A 20544-nucleotide genomic window follows, 5' to 3' on the forward strand; every position below is an offset into this window, starting at 1 on the left:
AAGAATACCGAGAGATAAGATAACTGGAAAAGTTTTTGAGTCTCTCGGGTCTCACCTGTTCGTGCCCGATGGAGGCTGCTGATTTAATACTGGATGAAAAACAAGGTGTCGCTGATTAATTCGGGGGTTTTCCAGAACCGTCCTGGCTGAATAAGGCTTTGGCCAGTCAATGACTAACCGATCTACCTTTTCTAATTGTTTTAATCCAAAGTGCTGCTGCCTGGGATTGGTAGAAACGAAGTTATTTTCAAAACGGACTTCACGGAACTGTGTCCCATCCTGGCTATACAGCCTTATTTTAGCCCCAAGCGCTTCCGTATTACCGTGAGGACCGATGAGTCGCACAGAAAGCCAGTGATGATTGTCCGGATTTGAATTGACAAAAAAATCGGGAGAACCTTCCCAGTTACTCACTACGATATCAATATCGCCATCCTGCTGGTAATCAAAACAACTGATTCCCCTGCCATCCATAGCCTTTTCAAGCCCGGCTTCCAGAGCCTGCTCTTTAAAGGTCATCTCACCCAAATTAATAAATAGTCGTGCTCTGGATTGCTGAAACTCACTGTGGTTATTCAGAATTTGCGTGGCCAGTGTCTTATAATCTTGGCTGGGATAGGTCGCTGTTTCCGGAATATTACCGTAGCCAGTGGCATGAAAGATATCCAACAGACCATCATTATTAAAATCCGCCGCACAGCTTCCCCAGCCCCAACCGCCTTCGCGAAGGCCGGAATTTTCCGTGACATTCCGGAATTGATAGTCACCTTCATTCTGATACAAGCGGTTGCCCGTATAACTGCTGCTTTGACTAAGGCTGAAAATACTGCTTTCAAACCAGTCCAGATCGCCATCATTATCAAAATCCGCAATCGCTGCTCCCATACCAAAACTACCATGGATCTCCCTGATATCGGTGACATCCTGCAACTCAGTGCCGGTATTCTTCCAAAGCTGCGTGGTAAAAAAGTCGGCTGTCATCAGAATATCAGAAATACCATCCTGATTAACGTCAGCAAAATTAGGGGTAAAGGTAAAGTCGTCCCCACCGAATACTGGCGCTTCATGTTTCTGATGAATCAGGCCATCATTTAAAGTAACCGGCCCATAACTTTCTCTTAATTCAGGAACTTTAGAATCAGCAGGCTGCATCTGACGATAACCAGAATTGCGCCATATTTGCGGTTGCCTGACCGACTTGTAAGTGCGCCAGAATGCCATCACGGCATCCAGATCACCATCCTGATCCAGATCACCAAAACTGGCATTCAGTGCCGGTCCCGAGACATCAGAAAAGACCAGAGACTCAGGGGCTCGAGTAAAATCATAAACCACCTGTGGATAAAATCGTCCATCATTACCCAGGAAAAGATCCGGCTGGTAATCGCCATCAAGATCCCCTACCAGTGGAGTAATCACACCCTTAAGCTCTACCCCCTTCAAAAGGATGTTTTGCTGCTTGAACTGGCCATCGGACTGCTGGTAATAAACCCAAACTCTATTATCGTTATCAGCGAAGACCAGATCATCCAGACAGTCTCGATTCAAATCTGCGGCGCTCACTCCTCCCCAGTTAATCACATCCATGATCCATCCAGGCTTTATCAGACCGACTTTGCGCCTGTGGTCAATGCCCTTTTCAGCACCTGCTTCTCTAAACCAGAGCCTGTTCTGATTAGTTTTTGCTGCCGGGATAACCGCCGGAGTGGCAACACACTTCTCAAACGACGGAGTACGAATTTCGATTTTATCAACGGTCTGTCTGGGTACAGCTGATAACTTTTCTGCTGAAGACTCTTCTAAAGAAACTGGCCTGGTAAAAGGCGTCACGATCGGCTGATCATCAATAAACACTTGAAAGCAGGACTCATCGAGCAAACAGGGGTCCGTCAGCGTCTCCAGGAAGGCTGATAGTTGATCTACTTGTTGATCGGAGAGCGCTTCGGGTAAAAGCTTCTGAAAGGGAGATTGCACTGCTTTTTCCCGAATCATCGTCAATGAACGCTTCATATAAGCGACATCACTCCTATTACTGTCACCCTTATTGCTATCAGACAGGCTCTTTTCAGGCTTGTTTCTGATATGAGCTTTAATGGCTTCAGAAAGGGTCGCTGCACTGCCGTTGTGAAAATAAGGGGCTGTCCGTGAAATATTCAAAAGGCTCGGCGTCCTGAATGAAAAAGTGTCACTGTCAGGTTCGATATTGCTTCTACCGTAGTCCAATCCCCTGCCATTCACCCCGGGACCTGAAGGTTCTATGCCCAGATTGTAGAATTGTTCATCCGCGAAATGACTCCCTGAATGACAGCCTGAACAACCAGCCCCACCCTTACTGACCGCAGTGAAGAACAGTCGGGCGCCCTTCATTTCAGATTCTGACAGCTTATTTTTATTATTGAGGAATCCAAAGAAGCGGTTTTCAATCAATACCAAGTCTGCCTGAAAAGCCGCCAGAGCCTCTGTCAATGTGTCAATTTGAACCACCGCTTCACAGGAAACATTGGCGTCTTGCGGAGAAAAAACGCTTTTGAATTGTCTGCACCACTCATCACTTGAAGCCAGCCGACTCACAATGAGCTGATGTATCTCCAGGTTATTATGACTGGCATCGGACAGCCCCTTCATTTCAAAAGGTGACACCATCGGCAGCCTGGCCTGAGCCTGGAGCAGGCTATGGGTCTGATAACGACTGGTGGGAAGTTCGGAATAACCACCACCGACTTTTATCTTTCGACTGGAAACGTCAGAATCCACATATTGGACCCTACCGTCCCAGAACAGATTCTTTCGATAAAGAGAGACATTGAAAACCGTGGGAGAATTACGTGGAATCAAATGACGAACGTAGTCGTCCGGACTGAGCTTAATTAATTGATCCAGCCTCGGCTGCCCGGTCAGAAAAGGATCATCAACGGTCACTCCAACGGGCAGAGCCAGACTGTCTGCCCCACCCAGCCTCGGGTGATGACAGGTCGAGCAAGCCACTTTGCCATCAAGGCTAAGATCGGGGCTGAAGAAGAGTTTTTTCCCAAGTTGACTGAGGTCTGAATGAATCCCGGGTCCTTCAATATCCACAGTGGGTCTGTCTGATAGCTGATAAGTTTTAAGCCAGTCTTTGAGTACCTCGCCAGGTTGATGATCTTGAGCACCGAGTACGCTTACTGATCCCAATATCAGCGTCAACATGCATCCCTGTCGCACCATAGCCTTCCCTGAGCTGTTTTAAATCGACTCCTTCAAAGATACTGGAACGGGCGAAGAAATATAACCCGACAGCCATTTAATAGATTAATACTATTAACAGCATTTGAATGATTAATTATACCAATCAACCAGATCAACATATTCTTTCCATGTCGCCACCGAAAACGGCTGACTAAAAAACAAAATGACTATCAGTAAGAAGGAATAAACCATGTCTCTCATTAATACTCAAATCAAGCCGTTCAAAGCCACTGCTTTTCACAATGGCGACTTCGTTGAAGTGACCGAAGAGAGCCTGAAAGGCAAGTGGTCTGTTGTCTTCTTCTACCCGGCAGACTTCACCTTTGTTTGCCCCACTGAACTGGGCGACCTGGCCGACCACTACGAACAGCTTCAAGCCATGGGTGTTGAAGTCTACTCTGTCTCCACAGACACCCACTTCACTCACAAAGCCTGGCACGACAGCTCTGAGACCATCAACAAGATCAAATACCCAATGATCGGCGACCCAACAGGTCAGATCACTCGCAACTTTGAAGTCATGATCGAAGAAGAAGGTCTGGCTCTGCGGGGCACCTTTGTCATGAACCCCGAAGGTGAAATCAAAGTCGTTGAAACCAACGATTCAGGTATTGGCCGTAACGCTGGAGACCTGGTTCGCAAGATTCAGGCGGCTCAGTTCATCGCAGAAAACCCTGGTCAGGTATGCCCGGCTGCGTGGCAACCAGGTGAAGAAACACTGGCACCTTCCCTGGACCTGGTCGGCAAAATCTAAAACGCTCGGGCTCCCTGCCATCATTCAATAACAGGGAGCTTGAACCCAATCGAAACGATCAAGCGAGTCAATCATGTTAGATGCAAACATCAAAAAGCAATTGGAAGCTTACTTTCAGAGCCTGAAAAAACCTGTTGAGATCGTTGTGTCTCTTGATGACTCTGCGAAATCACAGGAAATGGCTTCACTGGCTAAAGACCTTGAATCACTCTCCAGCCAGATCACGTTAAGTAAAAACGACAACGATCTGGTAAGAAAACCTTCCATGGCCATTCAAGGTCAGGACAATCGCCCTGCAATCCGCTTTGCCGGGCTGCCTATGGGGCACGAGTTTAACTCATTGATACTGGCCATTCTCCAGAGTGGCGGTCATCCAGCCAAACTGGAAGCTGGTTTGCTCGATCAGATCAAACAATTGCAAGGCGAGTTCAATTTTGAAACCTATATTTCCCTCTCCTGCCAGAACTGTCCTGAGGTCGTGCAGGCTCTGAACCTGATGGCTGTGCTGAATCCTGGTATCCAGCACACCATGATCGACGGAGCCTTGTTTCAGGATGAGGTGGATGGAAAACAGATCATGGCCGTACCTGCCGTATTTGTTAACGGCAAGCCATTTGGTCATGGTCGTATGAGTACCGCAGAAATCGTTGCCAAACTGGACGTGAACGCTGAAAAACGTGCGGCAGAGGCCATTAACAATAAAGATCCTTATGACCTGCTGATTGTAGGTGCCGGTCCTGCCGGGGCGGCCGCCGCTATCTATGCCGCTCGCAAAGGCATTCGCACCGGTCTGGTGGCCGATCGCTTTGGCGGGCAGGTTATGGATACCATGGCCATAGAAAACTTTATCTCCGTTAAGGAAACAGAAGGTCCGAAACTGGTGGCCAATCTGGAGCAGCACGTTCTTGCCTATGATGTGGATGTTATGAGTAACCAGCGCGCCAGCGCCCTGATTGAAAACAACCGCAGTGCCGGAGAACTGATAGAAATCCAACTGGAAAGTGGCGCCAGCCTGAAAAGTAAAACGGTACTGATGGCAACCGGTGCCCGCTGGAGAGAGATGAATGTGCCGGGCGAGCAGGAATACCGGGGCAAAGGAGTGGCTTACTGCCCTCACTGTGACGGGCCTCTCTTTAAGAGCAAACGTGTTGCGGTGATTGGCGGTGGTAACTCAGGTGTTGAAGCGGCTATTGATCTGGCAGGCATTGTTGCCCAGGTCACTCTGATTGAGTTTGACAGCCAGTTAAGAGCTGACGAAGTACTCCAGCGCAAACTGCGTTCTCTAAAGAATGTCACTATCATTACCAGCGCACTGACGACAGAAGTACTGGGCGACGGCAATAAAGTAAATGGCCTGACTTATAAAGATCGTAATACTGACGACGAAGTCAGTTTAGAACTGGAAGGTATTTTTGTTCAGATTGGTCTGGTACCCAATACCGAATTCCTTAAAGGAGCAATGGAATTAACCCCACGCGGCGAAATTGTTGTTGATAGCCGGGGCGAAACATCGATTCCAGGTGTTTTTGCGGCCGGTGACGTGACAACCGCACCTTACAAGCAAATTATTATTGCTATGGGCAGCGGCGCCAACGCCTCGTTGGGTGCTTTTGATTACCTGATCAGAAACAGTTTTGAAGGCGATGCTGCTGTGGCCGCATGATTGACTATGGATTAATCCATTCAATCACTTCTTGCCAGATCGGGCTTAAGCCCGACCGCCAACCTCGGGCTTCCTGATCTGGCACCTTAATCTTCTCTAAACCACCTTTGATGATGTAAGGCTTCTGACTGCTCTCAGGAAGCGTTGATGCCTCCTAACAGTACATATTTCATTTCCAGATACTCGTCCAGACCATACTTTGACCCTTCCCGACCAATACCTGACTCCTTGATGCCCCCAAACGGAGCTACCTCTGTGGATAACACACCCTCATTAACAGCCACCATACCATACTCCAGTGCCTCGGCTACCCTGAATACACGACTAATGTCACTGGCATAAAAGTACGCAGCCAAACCATATTGACTATCGTTAGCCATTTTGACCACGTCCTCTTCGTACTGAAACCGAAAGACAGGGGCTATGGGTCCAAACACCTCTTCCTGATAGCACTTCATCTCTATGGAAGCATCCGTGAGAACAGTTGGCTCGTAGAACAGGCCACCAAGATTATGAGAGCGACCACCTGTGAGCAATCGAGCTTTTTTGGCCAATGCATCATCGACAATACTCCTAATCTTCAGCATTGCAGCCTCGTTGATTAATGGCCCCAGATCAAAGTCTCCGTCCGTTGCGGAACCTACTGTAAGTCTGGAGACTGCCTCGGAAAACTTTTCAACGAACTCATCATAGATACCGTCCTGCACAAAGAGACGATTCATACAAACACAGGTCTGGCCTGAATTTCGATACTTGGAGGCTATGGCCCCCTGAACCGCCTGATCAATATTGGCATCATCAAAAACGATGAAAGGCGCGTTACCACCCAGCTCCATTGAGATTTTTTTAACAGAATCGGCGCATTGCTTCATCAATAACTTGCCCACAGCTGTCGAGCCTGTAAACGACAGTTTTCGTATTATAGAACTACCCGTTAACTCAGCACCAATTGCTTTGGCATCTCCTGTGACAATATTAATGACACCTGCTGGAATACCCGCGCGCTCTGCCAGTTCTGTCAGGCCAAAAGCCGAGAGAGGCGTCAGCTCGGAAGGCTTGATAATAATGGTACAGCCTGCAGCCAGGGCCGGAGCTGCTTTTCGGGTGATCATGGCATTGGGAAAATTCCACGGCGTTATTGCAGCGACCACGCCTACCGGTTCCCGTTTGACCATAATTCTCTGGCTGTTTTTGGTAGCAGGAATCAGATCACCATAAGCTCGTTTGGCCTCTTCGGCGTACCATTCTACGTAAGAAGCCCCGTACGCCACTTCGCTCCTGGATTCTGACAGCGGTTTACCCTGTTCTGCGGTCATCAATGTGGCCAGATCTTCCTTATTATCCAGAATCAATTGGTACCACTTGCGAAGTAAACCCGAACGCTCTGCTGCAGTTTTTGCTCGCCATTCAATAAAGGCTTTTTCTGCAGCCTTTATTGCACTTTGAACATCTGAAGCGCTCAGCATCGGAATGTGGGCAATCACCTTGCCTGTAGCCGGGTTATCAACGGGGAGCGTTTCTATGGCGCTGAGCCAATTTCCATTGATGTAAGCCTGCTGTTTAAAAAGACCAGAGTCGTTCAGGTTCATGGCTAACTCCTTGAAAGTGAATCGTGCATCTAAGCACTGACATACAGACACGATCTTGATTGGGCGCTCTGATTATCCTTTCAGAGACCGGGATCTCAGCAACTCAGACATGGATGAACTGTTTGAGCGGAAAGAATAGCCAGACAATCCGTTTTTTTACGGATAGTCTGGCTCAGCTCAACTAAAACAGATACTGAATGGCAACCCAAATTTCTCTTCCGAACCCATTGATTTGCTTTGCACCGGGATAGAATGGATTATGACTGGCAAGGTTCACATGCTAGGAACAGGCTTTATCGAATAAACGAAAGCCCTTTACTTTTAAAAGGTGCCAACAAACAGGTTCTGAACACCGGCTTCCAGATTGTTCCCGACGATTATGTTACATGGGGAAGTCTCGCGCTACCATCGGTAATGCAGCCCGGGCATGTGTCGTTCAACGACCAGTTCTTTTGCAATTTTATAGGGCAAAACAAAAACCCCGGTCAATCTCTCAACCGGGGTTCTGCTTTATTCAATGCCTGGCGATGACCTACTCTCACATGGGGAAGCCCCACACTACCATCGGCGATGTGTCGTTTCACTTCCGAGTTCGGGATGGGATCGGGTGGTTCCAACACTCTATGGTCACCAGGCAAAACTGGTCGAGCCGTTGGCTCTCGAGCTGGAAGCTTTAAGCTGGAGGCTTGAAGCTGTTTCTCGAAAACTAAGGCTCTGGAATCCAAATCTCTTTTAAGCTGTGTCGCCTATTCTTGCTCAACACTCTCGTTCACTGTGTACGGCTTCAAGCTTCCAGCTTTTGCTGGCAGCTTCGCTGCGCAAATCGCTTTGGCGTTATATGGTCAAGCCTCTCGAGTCATTAGTACGGGTTAGCTCAACGCCTCACAACGCTTACACATCCCGCCTATCAACGTCGTAGTCTTCAACGTCTCTTATGGGCCTTGCGGCCAGGGAAGTCTCATCTTGAAGGGGGCTTCCCGCTTAGATGCTTTCAGCGGTTATCCCGTCCGAACTTAGCTACCGGGCAATGCGTCTGGCGACACAACCCGAACACCAGTGGTTCGTCCACTCCGGTCCTCTCGTACTAGGAGCAGCTCTCCTCAAACTTCCAACGTCCACGGCAGATAGGGACCGAACTGTCTCACGACGTTCTAAACCCAGCTCGCGTACCACTTTAAATGGCGAACAGCCATACCCTTGGGACCGGCTTCAGCCCCAGGATGTGATGAGCCGACATCGAGGTGCCAAACACCGCCGTCGATGTGAACTCTTGGGCGGTATCAGCCTGTTATCCCCGGAGTACCTTTTATCCGTTGAGCGATGGCCCTTCCATTCAGAACCACCGGATCACTATGACCTACTTTCGTACCTGCTCGAGATGTTCCTCTCGCAGTCAAGCTGGCTTGTACCATTACACTAACCGCACGATGTCCGACCGTGCTTAGCCAACCTTCGTGCTCCTCCGTTACTCTTTGGGAGGAGACCGCCCCAGTCAAACTACCCACCACACAATGTCCCCGATCCTGCTAAAGGACCTGGGTTAGAACCTCAATATTGCCAGGGTGGTATTTCAAGGTTGGCTCCATGCAGACTGGCGTCCACACTTCAAAGCCTCCCACCTATCCTACACAAGCAACATCAAGATCCACTGTGAAGCTGTAGTAAAGGTTCACGGGGTCTTTCCGTCTAGCCGCGGATACACTGCATCTTAACAGCGATTTCAATTTCACTGAGTCCCGGGTGGAGACAGCGTGGCCATCGTTACGCCATTCGTGCAGGTCGGAACTTACCCGACAAGGAATTTCGCTACCTTAGGACCGTTATAGTTACGGCCGCCGTTTACCGGGGCTTCGATCAACCGCTTCTCTTGCGATAACAGCATCAATTAACCTTCCGGCACCGGGCAGGCGTCACACCGTATACGTCCACTTACGTGTTAGCACAGTGCTGTGTTTTTAATAAACAGTCGCAGCCACCTGGTATCTTCGACCACCGCCAGCTTACGGAGCAAGTCCGGTCACCGGCAGCGGCGCACCTTCTCCCGAAGTTACGGTGCCATTTTGCCTAGTTCCTTCACCCAGGTTCTCTCAAGCGCCTTGGTATTCTCTACCTGACCACCTGTGTCGGTTTCGGGTACGGTCCCTTTTGACCTGGTGCTTAGAAGGTTTTCCTGGAAGCCTGGCATCAACCACTTCCCCACCTTGGTGGGCTCGTCATCAGTTCTCGGCTTTGTGGACCCGGATTTGCCTGAGTCCACAGCCTACGACCTTAAACAGGGACAACCATCGCCCTGCCGGCCTAGCCTTCTCCGTCACTCCATCGCAGTCAAAAGGGGTACAGGAATATTAACCTGTTTCCCATCGATTACGTCTTTCGACCTCACCTTAGGGGCCGACTCACCCTGCGCCGATTAGCGTTGCGCAGGAACCCTTGGTCTTCCGGCGAGGGAGCCTCTCACTCCCTTTATCGTTACTCATGTCAGCATTCGCACTTCTGATACCTCCAGCCCACCTTCCGGTTGACCTTCGACGGCTTACAGAACGCTCCTCTACCGGTTGCAGTGGTCAGTTTTCAGTGGTCGGTTGTCAGTCTACTCATACTGACAACTGACCACTGAAAACTGACCACTGAACCCCGTAGCTTCGGTGAATAGTTTGAGCCCCGTTACATCTTCCGCGCGAGCCGACTCGACCAGTGAGCTATTACGCTTTCTTTAAAGGGTGGCTGCTTCTAAGCCAACCTCCTGGCTGTCTGGGCCTTCTCACATCGTTTCCCACTTAACTATTACTTTGGGACCTTAGCTGACGGTCTGGGTTGTTTCCCTTTCCACGACGGACGTTAGCACCCGCCGTGTGTCTCCCGTGATTGCACTCATCGGTATTCGGAGTTTGCATGGGGTTGGTAAGCCGGGATGGCCCCCTAGCCCAAACAGTGCTCTACCCCCGATGGTGAGACACGAGGCGCTACCTAAATAGCTTTCGAGGAGAACCAGCTATCTCCGGGCTTGATTAGCCTTTCACTCCTATCCACAAGTCATCCCCTGGCTTTTCAACGACAGTGGGTTCGGTCCTCCAATCAGTGTTACCTGATCTTCAACCTGCTCATGGATAGATCGCCCGGTTTCGGGTCTATTCACTGCGACTGGACGCCCTGTTAAGACTCGCTTTCGCTACGGCTTCCCTATACGGTTAACCTTGCCACAGAAAATAAGTCGCTGACCCATTATACAAAAGGTACGCAGTCATCAGTGGCCAGTTGTCAGTTGTCGGTGGTCAGTTTTGTTCAGCGTCAATTTCAACACCTCTGCAAATCTGCCCGTATTTTCCAACTTGACGACCTGGTAATCAGTCATCTGCTGTCGCTTGCCTACTGGCAACTGACAACTGACAACTGACCACTGACTCCCACTGCTTGTACGTACACGGTTTCAGGTTCTGTTTCACTCCCCTCAACGGGGTTCTTTTCGCCTTTCCCTCACGGTACTGGTTCACTATCGGTCAGTCAGGAGTATTTAGCCTTGGAGGATGGTCCCCCCATGTTCAGACAACATTTCACGTGTGCCGTCCTACTCGATTTCACAATCACTGGCTTTTCGCGTACGGGGCTATCACCCACTATGGCCACACTTTCCAGAGTGTTCCGCTAAACCAAAAATTGCTTAAGGGCTACTCCCCGTTCGCTCGCCGCTACTGGGGGAATCTCGGTTGATTTCTTTTCCTCCGGGTACTTAGATGTTTCAGTTCCCCGGGTTCGCCTCCTGAACCCTATGTATTCAGGTTAAGGATACTCACTTGTGTGAGTGGGTTTCCCCATTCGGACATTCCTGGATCAACGCCTGTTTATCGGCTCCCCAAGACTTTTCGCAGATTACCACGTCCTTCATCGCCTCTGACTGCCAAGGCATCCACCGTGTACGCTTAGTCACTTGACCATATAACCCAAAGCGATCTCTTCGAGATCTCAGTTGTCAGTTGTCGGTGACCAGTGGTCAGTCGATTCGTGGCAACTGATGGTTATAGGCAATAACTACCTTAACGATCTTCAGTTCATCACTGGCCACTGTTAACTGACCACTGACAACTGAACGCCCTACACTTGAGAGTGTCTCAGCAAGAATTTCATTAAAAGACTCACGTCTTTTAAATCAACTCAGCTTAATTTAAGTTTGGATTCCACATTGTTAAAGATCGCATTGTCCGCTTTCTGTTAAAGAAGGGGACAATGAAGCAAAATACGCTTAATGAATGAGTCGTTCGGATTAATGGTGGAGCTAAGCGGGATCGAACCGCTGACCTCCTGCGTGCAAAGCAGGCGCTCTCCCAGCTGAGCTATAGCCCCATATTCCGAATCATGATTGGTGGGTCTGGGCAGACTCGAACTGCCGACCTCACCCTTATCAGGGGTGCGCTCTAACCAACTGAGCTACAGACCCAATCCTGCTGGTTCAGCGCAATGCTAAAACAACCGATTCATTAAACACACTTTTTTAAAGAACAAAACAAAACCAGACGACTTTCGTCGTTGGTGTTATCAAACAATTCGTGTGAACGCTTATGGAAGGTCGGTCGTCGTTTAAGGAGGTGATCCAGCCCCAGGTTCCCCTAGGGCTACCTTGTTACGACTTCACCCCAGTCATGAATCACTCCGTGGTAACCGCTCTCCCGAAGGTTAAGCTAGCTACTTCTGGAGCAACCCACTCCCATGGTGTGACGGGCGGTGTGTACAAGGCCCGGGAACGTATTCACCGTGACATTCTGATTCACGATTACTAGCGATTCCGACTTCATGGAGTCGAGTTGCAGACTCCAATCCGGACTACGATGCACTTTCTCAGATTAGCTCCACCTCGCGGCTTGGCAACCGTCTGTATGCACCATTGTAGCACGTGTGTAGCCCTGGCCGTAAGGGCCATGATGACTTGACGTCGTCCCCACCTTCCTCCGGTTTGTCACCGGCAGTCTCCCCAGAGTGCCCACCCGAAGTGCTGGTAACTGAGGATAAGGGTTGCGCTCGTTGCGGGACTTAACCCAACATCTCACGACACGAGCTGACGACAGCCATGCAGCACCTGTCACTGCGTTCCCGAAGGCACCCCTCTATCTCTAAAAGGTTCGCAGGATGTCAAGGCCAGGTAAGGTTCTTCGCGTTGCTTCGAATTAAACCACATGCTCCACCGCTTGTGCGGGCCCCCGTCAATTCATTTGAGTTTTAACCTTGCGGCCGTACTCCCCAGGCGGTCTACTTATCGCGTTAGCTGCGTCACCAGAAATGCAAGATCCCCGACGACTAGTAGACATCGTTTACGGCGTGGACTACCAGGGTATCTAATCCTGTTTGCTCCCCACGCTTTCGTACCTCAGCGTCAGTGTCAGACCAGAGTGTCGCCTTCGCCACTGGTGTTCCTTCCTATATCTACGCATTTCACCGCTACACAGGAAATTCCACACTCCTCTTCCGCACTCTAGCTTGCCAGTTTTGGGTGCCGTTCCCAGGTTGAGCCCGGGGCTTTCACATCCAACTTAACAAGCCGCCTACGCACGCTTTACGCCCAGTAATTCCGATTAACGCTCGCACCCTCCGTATTACCGCGGCTGCTGGCACGGAGTTAGCCGGTGCTTCTTCTGCGAGTAACGTCACAGCTCAAGGGTATTAACCTTGAACCTTTCCTCCTCGCTGAAAGTGCTTTACAACCCTAGGGCCTTCTTCACACACGCGGCATGGCTGCATCAGGCTTGCGCCCATTGTGCAATATTCCCCACTGCTGCCTCCCGTAGGAGTCTGGGCCGTGTCTCAGTCCCAGTGTGGCTGATCATCCTCTCAGACCAGCTACGGATCGTCGCCTTGGTAGGCCTTTACCCCACCAACCAGCTAATCCGACGCAGGCTCATCCGATAGCGCAAGGTCCGCTCTTTAAAAAAGAACGGGGCCCCTGCTTTCCCCCTTAGGGCGTATGCGGTATTAATCCGGATTTCTCCGGGCTATCCCCCACTACCGGGCAGATTCCTACGTGTTACGCACCCGTCCGCCGCTCGTCAGCAACTAGCAAGCTAGTTCTGTTACCGCTCGACTTGCATGTGTTAGGCCTGCCGCCAGCGTTCAATCTGAGCCATGATCAAACTCTTCAGTTTAAATCGTTTTGCTTCCTGTCCGAAAACAGTCCGCTGCTCAATCATTTGCAATTAAACGTACATGAATTACAGGTATGTTCGCTTGCTTGATCAGCATTTAAATCATTTCAGAGCAAAGCTCTGTTGACCGATGCCATTCGCACAAGCGCCCACACGAATTGTCTGATAATTTGTTAAAGAACTGGATTAAAACAAGAAGGTTTTAACCGGCTGAACCAGCGGTCAGCGCTGTTCAGCGAGGCCGCTATCTTACCGCGACCGTTTTTGTTGTCAAGTGCTTGTTTTCTAAGTCACTTTTCAACTTACCAAGACCGCATTCGTTCACTCAGTGAGGGTTGCGTTTCCGTCTCAGCGGCGGTGCATTCTACGCTGTTCGATCCGATTGTCAATCACCGTTTTAAACGTTGTTGCAATGGATCGTTGCGTGCCCGTTAAGAGCCATGCCCCGATCAGTGGAGGCGCATTATACGCAGATGAGGAAGGCTGACAAGCTTCGTAAACTACCTACACGACAAAAATCATATAGAGTAAGTTTGGAAGCTGCCAGAAACTAATTTTCACTCTGGAGATGGGATGACCATATAGGCCGGTGTGTAGTATTCAAAACGCCAGGCCTGCCAGAACCGGCCCGTTGTATCATCTTGCACGACAGGTTGAACGTAGTAACTGATATCGTTACCCTCCTTTAACTCAACCTTAACCTCTCCCAGCTTTATTTCGCTGCAGATTCCTTTGGTAATTCTATATTTAGTCTGATTCACCTGACCTGCCTGGGAAACAGTTAACTCGAAATCGACAGGATCCGAAAACGGATACAACCTTGTGAACTCGTTAACGCCTGTGGATTGCCTGACGTGCAGTAATCCACCTCCAAGTTGTGTTGGAAAAAACAGCCCTTTAGTCTGCTGCTCGGCAAATTGAAACTGATTTTGAATAGTACCTTTATTGAGCCTTACCTGCTCAATACTCCAGCCATCCTTAACTTCTACGATAATAGAACCACAGAGAAAGTCATTCGCCTGATAAGGTTTTGTGATGCTTTCTTCGGTCAGACCATAGTCACCTGGCATAAGATGACTCAAACAAACAGGACTGAATAGAACCATCAGAAGCACAAGAAGAGATTTCTGTTTCATCACACCTGTATCCTTTGTAACCGTAACTCTCAATATAGCGAAAGGACCTGTGCGAAATTTCTTCATTGATAAAAGGTATAAAGCCTGCTACTAGCGGTGGCCCCTGACGGGCAATCTAAACAGCATCAGGCCTGCCATTACAGAACCAAATATTACCGCTTCGGTATAGTCACTTTTTGAAAGCCAGACAAAATGCAGAACCGCCAGACCTGCAGCCAGATAGACCAGCTTATGCAGCTTCACCCACTTTTTCCCTAACCGGCGCATCATGGCCCTGGTGGATGTGACACCCAGTGCTGAGAGAATCAGGATCGCAACAGCACCCACTATTATATAGGGACGCTGATATAGATCTTCCAACAGTGTTTGCCACTGCCAGCCCAGCATAAAGGCAACATAAGCCACCACATGCAACAGTGCATAAAAAAGCGAGAAGAGTCCGAACATTCTCCGAAACCGGATCAGCTTGTTAACACCTGTAATTTTTCTTGCCGGGGTAACCGCCAGACTAATGCAAAGGAAGATTAAAGCCCACTCACCCAAATCACGGGTCACTGTATTTGCCGGGTCGGGTCCCAGTTGATGAGTGATAACAGCATTGATCAGCCAGACCAATGGTGCCAGACAGAGTGGAAAAACAAACCACTTTAACTTTGCAACCCAGTCCATAACATCACCTTTAATAAAGCTTCCTGAGATCCATTCCCTTATAGAGTTGGGCCACTTCTTCGCCATAACCATTGAACTTTTGAGTTTCAATCTGGTTTGGCTCCCAGATGGAGTTAGGCAATCTGCGCTCTTGTTTCTGGCTCCAGCGCGGATGATCGACTTCGGGATTCACATTGGCATAAAAGCCATATTCGCTGGGGCCTGATTTAACCCAGGTGGTTCGTGGCATGGTTTCAGTAAAACAAATTTTAACAATGGACTTGATACTCTTGAAGCCATACTTCCAGGGGACAACCAGTCTTAGAGGGGCTCCATTTTGCGGTGGCAGAGTCTTGCCATAAACACCAATCGCCATAAAAGACAGTGGATTCATAGCTTCATCCATTCTCAGCCCTTCGACATAGGGGTATTCGATGGAACTGAAACGGGAGCGTTGACCCGGCATCTGTTCAGGATCATAGAGTGTTTCGAACTGAACATACTTTGCCCTGGAAGTAGGTTGAAAACGCTTCAGCATGTCGGCCAGTGACACGCCGATCCAGGGAATGACCATAGACCAGGCTTCTACACAACGAAGACGGTAGATTCTCTCTTCAACATCATGGGGTCTGAGCATATCTTCCAGCGTGTATTTCCCGGGTTTCTCAACCTCTCCGTCAACCACTAACGACCAGGGATCAGTTTTCATATTTTTAGCGTGTTTGGCAGGGTCGTCTTTTGAATAGCCAAACTCGTAAAAGTTGTTGTAGCCAGTCACACTGGCATAAGGGGTTAAAGCTTCATCGGTGGTAAAACGACTGGATTGATAGCTGGCTACTTTCTTTTGCAGCCAATCCGGAGCAGAGAGCTGTGGAACCTTATCATCGTTTGCACCCCCTGGTTTCCTGGCTGACCTGGGATCTGCAGCATCAGTACAGCCAGTCAGAGCCAGCCCCATACCGGCAAAGGCAAACTGCCCACCCATTTTCAAAAAACGACGACGCTCCCTGTAAACACTTTCTGAGGTTATTTCACTGCTGCGAATGTCTCCTGACTTTCTGGTCTTGATCAGCATCGATACTCTCCCGGGAAATTCTCTTTTTTACCATTTACGTTGGTTTCAATGGCGCAGATTCACATTTCGAAAATGAAAATATAGACGTCATATCAGCTGCAAATATTACATTCCCATAGCCACTTGATCACTTAGCAGCTTTTTTGTCATTTTCACATAAAATTAAATCGGTGTTTCTACTGTCGTTCCCTGAGAATTACAGAGTCCTTAACTTTGCACCTCTGCATAAACAAGGGAGTTAGCTGTGTTATCACCCTGCTATCAGAATTTTGTTGACGGCCAATACCTGGCCAATGAGACCGGAGAAACATTTCCGGTGATCAATCCCGCAACTCGTCAAACCATTTATACCGTGGAGAAAGCCGATAACAGCATTCGCCAGGCTGCGGTTGTCAGTGCTCAAAAAGGCTTTGAAATCTGGTCAGAAATGACGGGTATGGAGCGCAGTCGAATCCTGAAACGTGCTGTCAGTCTTTTGCGTGAGCGCAACGATGAACTGGCTCGAATTGAAGTTCTCGATACCGGTAAACCCTGGCAAGAAGCCAGCGTAGTTGATGTGGTTACAGGCGCAGACTCCATTGAGTTTTTTGCTGGATTGGCCCCTTCCATTGAAGGCAATCAGCAGTGCCTGGGTGATGACTTTTATTACACTCGCCGCGAAGCACTGGGCATCTGTGCCGGAATAGGTGCCTGGAACTACCCTCTGCAAATTGCCTGCTGGAAAGCTGCACCCGCATTGGCCTGCGGCAACAGTATGATTTTCAAACCCTCTGAAGAGACGCCTCTGGGTGCCTTGAAACTGGCTGAGATATTTGTCGAGGCAGGCATGCCTGCTGGCGTCTTCAATGTCATTCAGGGCGACGGGGAAGTCGGTGCCTGGCTGGCTCATCATCCGGAGATTGCCAAGGTCTCTTTCACAGGAGAGGTCAGCACCGGTAAAAAAGTCATGACCGGTGCGGCCTCTTCATTGAAAGAGGTCACCATGGAGCTGGGCGGAAAGTCCCCTCTGATTATCTTTGAGGATGCTGATCTTGAGAATGCCACCTCCGGAGCCATGCTCGGTAACTTCTATACCCAGGGCGAAGTCTGCACAAACGCTACACGGGTTTATGTTCACAAGAGTATCTATCCCGAATTTATAGAAAAACTACGGCAGCGTACTGAAGGCAATATTGTGCTGGGCGACCCTATGGACCCGTGCACCAACATGGGTGCGCTAATATCAGAAAAACACCATCAACGGGTTCTTAACTACATCCACCAGGGCATTATGGAAGGCGCCACTTTGTTGACCGGAGGCAAAGCAGTCAGTCCTTCGACAGCAGCCGATGGCCTTTTTGTTGAGCCCACCATTTTTACCGATTGCCACGATGATATGACCATTGCCCGCGAGGAGATTTTCGGGCCCGTAATGACGGTATTCACCTTCGAAGATGAAGCAGAGGTCATTGCCCGCGCTAACGACACCGAACTGGGCCTTGCAGCCGGAGTCTTTACTCAGGATATCACCCGTGCCCACCGGGTTATTCGGCAGCTTCAGGCAGGTATCTGCTGGATCAACCATTACGGTACCTCACCGGCTGAAATGCCAGTAGGTGGTTATAAGCAGTCCGGTATAGGTCGTGAAAATGGTGTTGAAACAATGAGGCATTACACCCAGGTCAAAGCAGTGTATGTCGGTATGACACCTCTGGAGAGTCCTTTTTAACTTCGCATTCAAGGTGCACGAGCATGACAAAATATGACTATGTCATAGTCGGAGCCGGTTCTGCCGGATGCGTTCTGGCCAATCGCCTGACAGAAGACGGCAAAAGTCGTGTTCTGCTAATTGAAACCGGTGGCAGTGACAAGAGCATCGTTATTCGAATGCCTGCGGCTCTGTCCATTCCCATGAATACCGAAAAGTATGCCTGGCAGTTTATAACCCGGCCTGAACCCTTTCTCGACAACCGTCGTATGCACTGCCCCCGGGGTAAGGTGCTGGGTGGTTCCTCTTCCATCAATGGCATGGTCTATGTTCGGGGCCATGCTAAAGACTTTGATGAATGGCATCAGCACGGAGCTACCAACTGGGATTACCGCCACTGCCTGCCCTATTTTCGTAAAGCAGAAACCTGGGCTTTCGGTGCCGATGACTATCGGGGAGGCAGTGGTCCATTAGCGGTCAATAATGGTAATGAAATGAAAAACCCTCTCTACTCCACCTTTATAAAGGCCGGGGTAGAAGCAGGCTACCTGGAAACCACTGACTGCAACGGTGCTCGACAGGAAGGTTTTGGAGCCATGCACATGACTGTTAAGAACGGTATACGCTGGTCCACTGCCAACGCCTATCTTCGCCCGGCAATGAAACGAAGTCATTTAACGGTGGTTACCCATGCCCAGGTTCAGCGTGTCCTGCTGGAAGGCAAAAAGGCTACAGGCGTCGAATATAAACATAAAGGTCTCATCAAAAAAGTGCAGGTCACTAAAGAAATCATTCTTTCGGCAGGCTCTATTGGCTCACCTCATATTCTTCAATTATCAGGAATAGGCCCTCGCAAGGTATTAGAAGACGCAGATATAGCAGTTCAACACGAATTGCCTGGTGTAGGTGAAAATTTGCAGGATCATCTGGAATTCTACTTTCAGTTTCGCTGCAAAAAGCCCATTACTCTCAACGGCAAACTCGACCCGCTCAGTAAATTATTCATTGGTGCTCGCTGGTTGTTCATGAGAGACGGGCTGGGTGCGACCAATCATTTTGAATCTTGTGGTTTTATCCGTTCAAAAGCAGGCGTTGAATGGCCTGATATGCAATACCACTTCCTGCCAGCGGCAATGCGCTATGATGGCAGGAGTGCTTTTGACGGGCATGGTTTCCAGGTTCATATCGGCCACAACAAACCCAAAAGCCGTGGCTGGGTGAGAGCGGTGTCAGCCAATCCAGATGTTCACCCCGGTATTCGGTTCAACTATCTGTCCCACGAAGAAGACCGGGAAGGCTTCAGACAATGCGTTCGTCTGACCCGGGAAATCATCAACCAACCGGCGTTCGATGAATACCGTGACTCAGAAATACAGCCGGGAGAAAGCATTCAAACCGATGAACAGATTGATGCCTTTGTTCGGGAATCCGTTGAAAGTGCCTATCATCCATCCTGCTCCTGCAAGATGGGAACGGATAACATGTCTGTGGTCGATCCAAAGACAAGAGTTATAGGACTGGAAGGACTGAGAGTAGTGGACTCCTCCATCTTCCCAACCATTCCCAATGGCAATCTGAATGCCCCTACGATCATGGTGGCAGAGAGGGCGGCAGACCTCATCCGGGAGGCAGATATCTTGCCTCCGTCTTCTGCCCGAGTCGATTTGGATACTCAATGGCAGGAGAGACAGAGAAAAGGAACCACTGTGCGCTGATCAACTTGTAGCCACACTCTGCAGGATGGGAACCAGAGTAAAACCGCGTGGCTCTTGAGTCATTCAGGAGCCGTTTGTTTTCTGGTTTTTCCTACCAGGAACATAATGGGTCCGGAGCAGGCATAACTCAGAAAAATCAGCATCAGCACTCTGGGTGGATCGGTAAAGACGACGGCAAAAGCCAAAACCATGACAATCATAAAAATGAAAGGCACCCGTCCTTTCAGGTCCAGTTTCTTGAAACTGTTGTACTGAAAATTACTGACCATCAGCACACCAGCCAGACCTGTAATCAGAGCGCCCAGCAATGCAATACCCATCATGTTGCCGTCGATACCAAAATCACTCAGCGCCCATACCATACCAATGACCAGTGCTGCTGCAGCGGGGCTGGCCAGACCGGTGAAATAGCGGCTATCTGTTACTTCCAGCTGAGTATTGAAACGGGCCAGACGCAAAGCAGCACAGGCTGCATAAATGAAGGCAACCATCCAGCCCACTTTACCCAGATCATTCAGGGCCCAACTGTAGGCGACCATGGCAGGCGTTACACCAAAGGTCACCATATCTGCCAGACTGTCGTACTCCGCACCGAACTTGCTCTGGGTGTTGGTCATCCGGGCAACACGACCATCGAGGCCATCCAGAATCATAGCAACAAAGACTGAAATACAAGCCTGGGTAAAAAAACCCGCCTGGGCACTGATAATGGCGTAAAAGCCACAGAACAGATTACCTGTTGTAAACAGGTTAGGCAGTATATAAATGCCTCTGTGGCGAACTGTCTCCCCACCTTCGACCACCTCTTCAAAGTGCTCATCGACGGGAAACAGACCGTCCACTGCATCTTGTTCATTTTCGGGTCGTTTCGGTTTATCGCTCATTTCAGCATCTGCTCATCGACATAAAGGTGAAAAAAACACA

The 20544-nt window shown here is 49.5% G+C and carries 10 protein-coding genes, 2 tRNA genes and 3 rRNA genes; 4 read left to right on the plus strand and 11 right to left on the minus strand.

Annotated elements, in window-relative coordinates; all coding sequences use genetic code 11:
- Positions 1-51: 51 nt before the first annotated feature.
- Positions 52-3186: a cytochrome c peroxidase gene (locus ACOMHB_RS23335; RefSeq protein WP_448218430.1), complete on the minus strand. Its 3135-nt coding sequence runs from the start codon at positions 3184-3186 to the stop codon at positions 52-54.
- Between the two features lie 229 nt (positions 3187-3415).
- Here ACOMHB_RS23335 and ahpC point away from each other — a divergent pair, with 229 nt between their 5' ends.
- Both ahpC and ahpF read left to right on the plus strand, forming a co-directional pair.
- On the plus strand, positions 3416-3979 hold the full coding sequence (gene ahpC / locus ACOMHB_RS23340) for an alkyl hydroperoxide reductase subunit C (protein ID WP_422135518.1): 564 nt from the start codon (positions 3416-3418) through the stop codon (positions 3977-3979).
- Positions 3980-4052: 73 nt separating this feature from the next.
- Entirely contained in the window at positions 4053-5642 is a 1590-nt protein-coding gene (gene ahpF / locus ACOMHB_RS23345; protein ID WP_448218431.1) for an alkyl hydroperoxide reductase subunit F, read from the plus strand.
- 134 nt (positions 5643-5776) lie between these two features.
- Here ahpF and ACOMHB_RS23350 read toward each other — a convergent pair whose 3' ends face one another.
- The 9 genes from ACOMHB_RS23350 to msrP all read right to left on the minus strand — a co-directional run bounded on the left by ACOMHB_RS23350 (position 5777) and on the right by msrP (position 16218).
- On the minus strand, positions 5777-7231 hold the full coding sequence (locus tag ACOMHB_RS23350) for an NAD-dependent succinate-semialdehyde dehydrogenase (protein WP_448218432.1): 1455 nt from the start codon (positions 7229-7231) through the stop codon (positions 5777-5779).
- Positions 7232-7750: 519 nt separating this feature from the next.
- A 5S ribosomal RNA gene (gene rrf, locus ACOMHB_RS23355) occupies positions 7751-7866 on the minus strand.
- A gap of 203 nt (positions 7867-8069) precedes the next feature.
- Positions 8070-11162, minus strand: a 23S ribosomal RNA gene (locus tag ACOMHB_RS23360).
- A gap of 331 nt (positions 11163-11493) precedes the next feature.
- A tRNA-Ala gene (locus ACOMHB_RS23365) sits at positions 11494-11569 on the minus strand.
- 17 nt (positions 11570-11586) lie between these two features.
- Positions 11587-11663 (minus strand) — tRNA-Ile (locus ACOMHB_RS23370).
- Positions 11664-11804: 141 nt separating this feature from the next.
- Positions 11805-13359, minus strand: a 16S ribosomal RNA gene (locus tag ACOMHB_RS23375).
- Together the 16S, 23S and 5S rRNA genes with 2 tRNA genes alongside form the textbook arrangement of a ribosomal RNA operon.
- 557 nt (positions 13360-13916) lie before the next feature.
- Positions 13917-14495 (minus strand): hypothetical protein, encoded by a 579-nt coding sequence (locus ACOMHB_RS23380; protein ID WP_422135521.1) that lies wholly within the window; start codon positions 14493-14495, stop codon positions 13917-13919.
- Between the two features lie 90 nt (positions 14496-14585).
- Entirely contained in the window at positions 14586-15164 is a 579-nt protein-coding gene (locus ACOMHB_RS23385) for a protein-methionine-sulfoxide reductase heme-binding subunit MsrQ (RefSeq protein ID WP_448218433.1), read from the minus strand.
- Between the two features lie 10 nt (positions 15165-15174).
- Positions 15175-16218, minus strand: a complete 1044-nt coding sequence (gene msrP / locus ACOMHB_RS23390; protein WP_448218434.1) for a protein-methionine-sulfoxide reductase catalytic subunit MsrP — start codon at positions 16216-16218, stop codon at positions 15175-15177.
- A gap of 244 nt (positions 16219-16462) precedes the next feature.
- Between msrP and betB the strand changes: the two genes are divergently transcribed.
- Complete coding sequence (gene betB, locus ACOMHB_RS23395) at positions 16463-17926, plus strand: betaine-aldehyde dehydrogenase (protein ID WP_448218435.1); 1464 nt, start codon at positions 16463-16465, stop codon at positions 17924-17926.
- A 23-nt stretch (positions 17927-17949) separates the two neighbouring features.
- Complete coding sequence (gene betA / locus ACOMHB_RS23400; protein WP_448218436.1) at positions 17950-19620, plus strand: choline dehydrogenase; 1671 nt, start codon at positions 17950-17952, stop codon at positions 19618-19620.
- A gap of 59 nt (positions 19621-19679) precedes the next feature.
- On the opposite strand, the gene pssA is transcribed toward betA, so the two are convergent.
- Positions 19680-20504 carry a CDP-diacylglycerol--serine O-phosphatidyltransferase gene (gene pssA / locus ACOMHB_RS23405; protein WP_422135526.1) on the minus strand — a complete coding sequence of 275 codons (825 nt, stop codon included), beginning with the start codon at positions 20502-20504 and terminating at the stop codon, positions 19680-19682.
- Between the last annotated feature and the right edge of the window lie 40 nt (positions 20505-20544).

Source organism: Endozoicomonas sp. 2B-B, from assembly GCF_053470045.1.

Coding starts and splice junctions, on each gene's coding strand:
- msrP (WP_448218434.1), bottom strand. CDS start 16,218: ATGCTGATCAAGACCAGAAAGTCAGGAGACATTCGCAGCAGTGAAATA.
- ahpF (WP_448218431.1), top strand. CDS start 4,053: ATGTTAGATGCAAACATCAAAAAGCAATTGGAAGCTTACTTTCAGAGC.
- betA (WP_448218436.1), top strand. CDS start 17,950: ATGACAAAATATGACTATGTCATAGTCGGAGCCGGTTCTGCCGGATGC.
- ACOMHB_RS23385 (WP_448218433.1), bottom strand. CDS start 15,164: ATGGACTGGGTTGCAAAGTTAAAGTGGTTTGTTTTTCCACTCTGTCTG.
- ACOMHB_RS23380 (WP_422135521.1), bottom strand. CDS start 14,495: ATGAAACAGAAATCTCTTCTTGTGCTTCTGATGGTTCTATTCAGTCCT.
- ACOMHB_RS23350 (WP_448218432.1), bottom strand. CDS start 7,231: ATGAACCTGAACGACTCTGGTCTTTTTAAACAGCAGGCTTACATCAAT.
- ahpC (WP_422135518.1), top strand. CDS start 3,416: ATGTCTCTCATTAATACTCAAATCAAGCCGTTCAAAGCCACTGCTTTT.
- ACOMHB_RS23335 (WP_448218430.1), bottom strand. CDS start 3,186: ATGTTGACGCTGATATTGGGATCAGTAAGCGTACTCGGTGCTCAAGAT.
- pssA (WP_422135526.1), bottom strand. CDS start 20,504: ATGAGCGATAAACCGAAACGACCCGAAAATGAACAAGATGCAGTGGAC.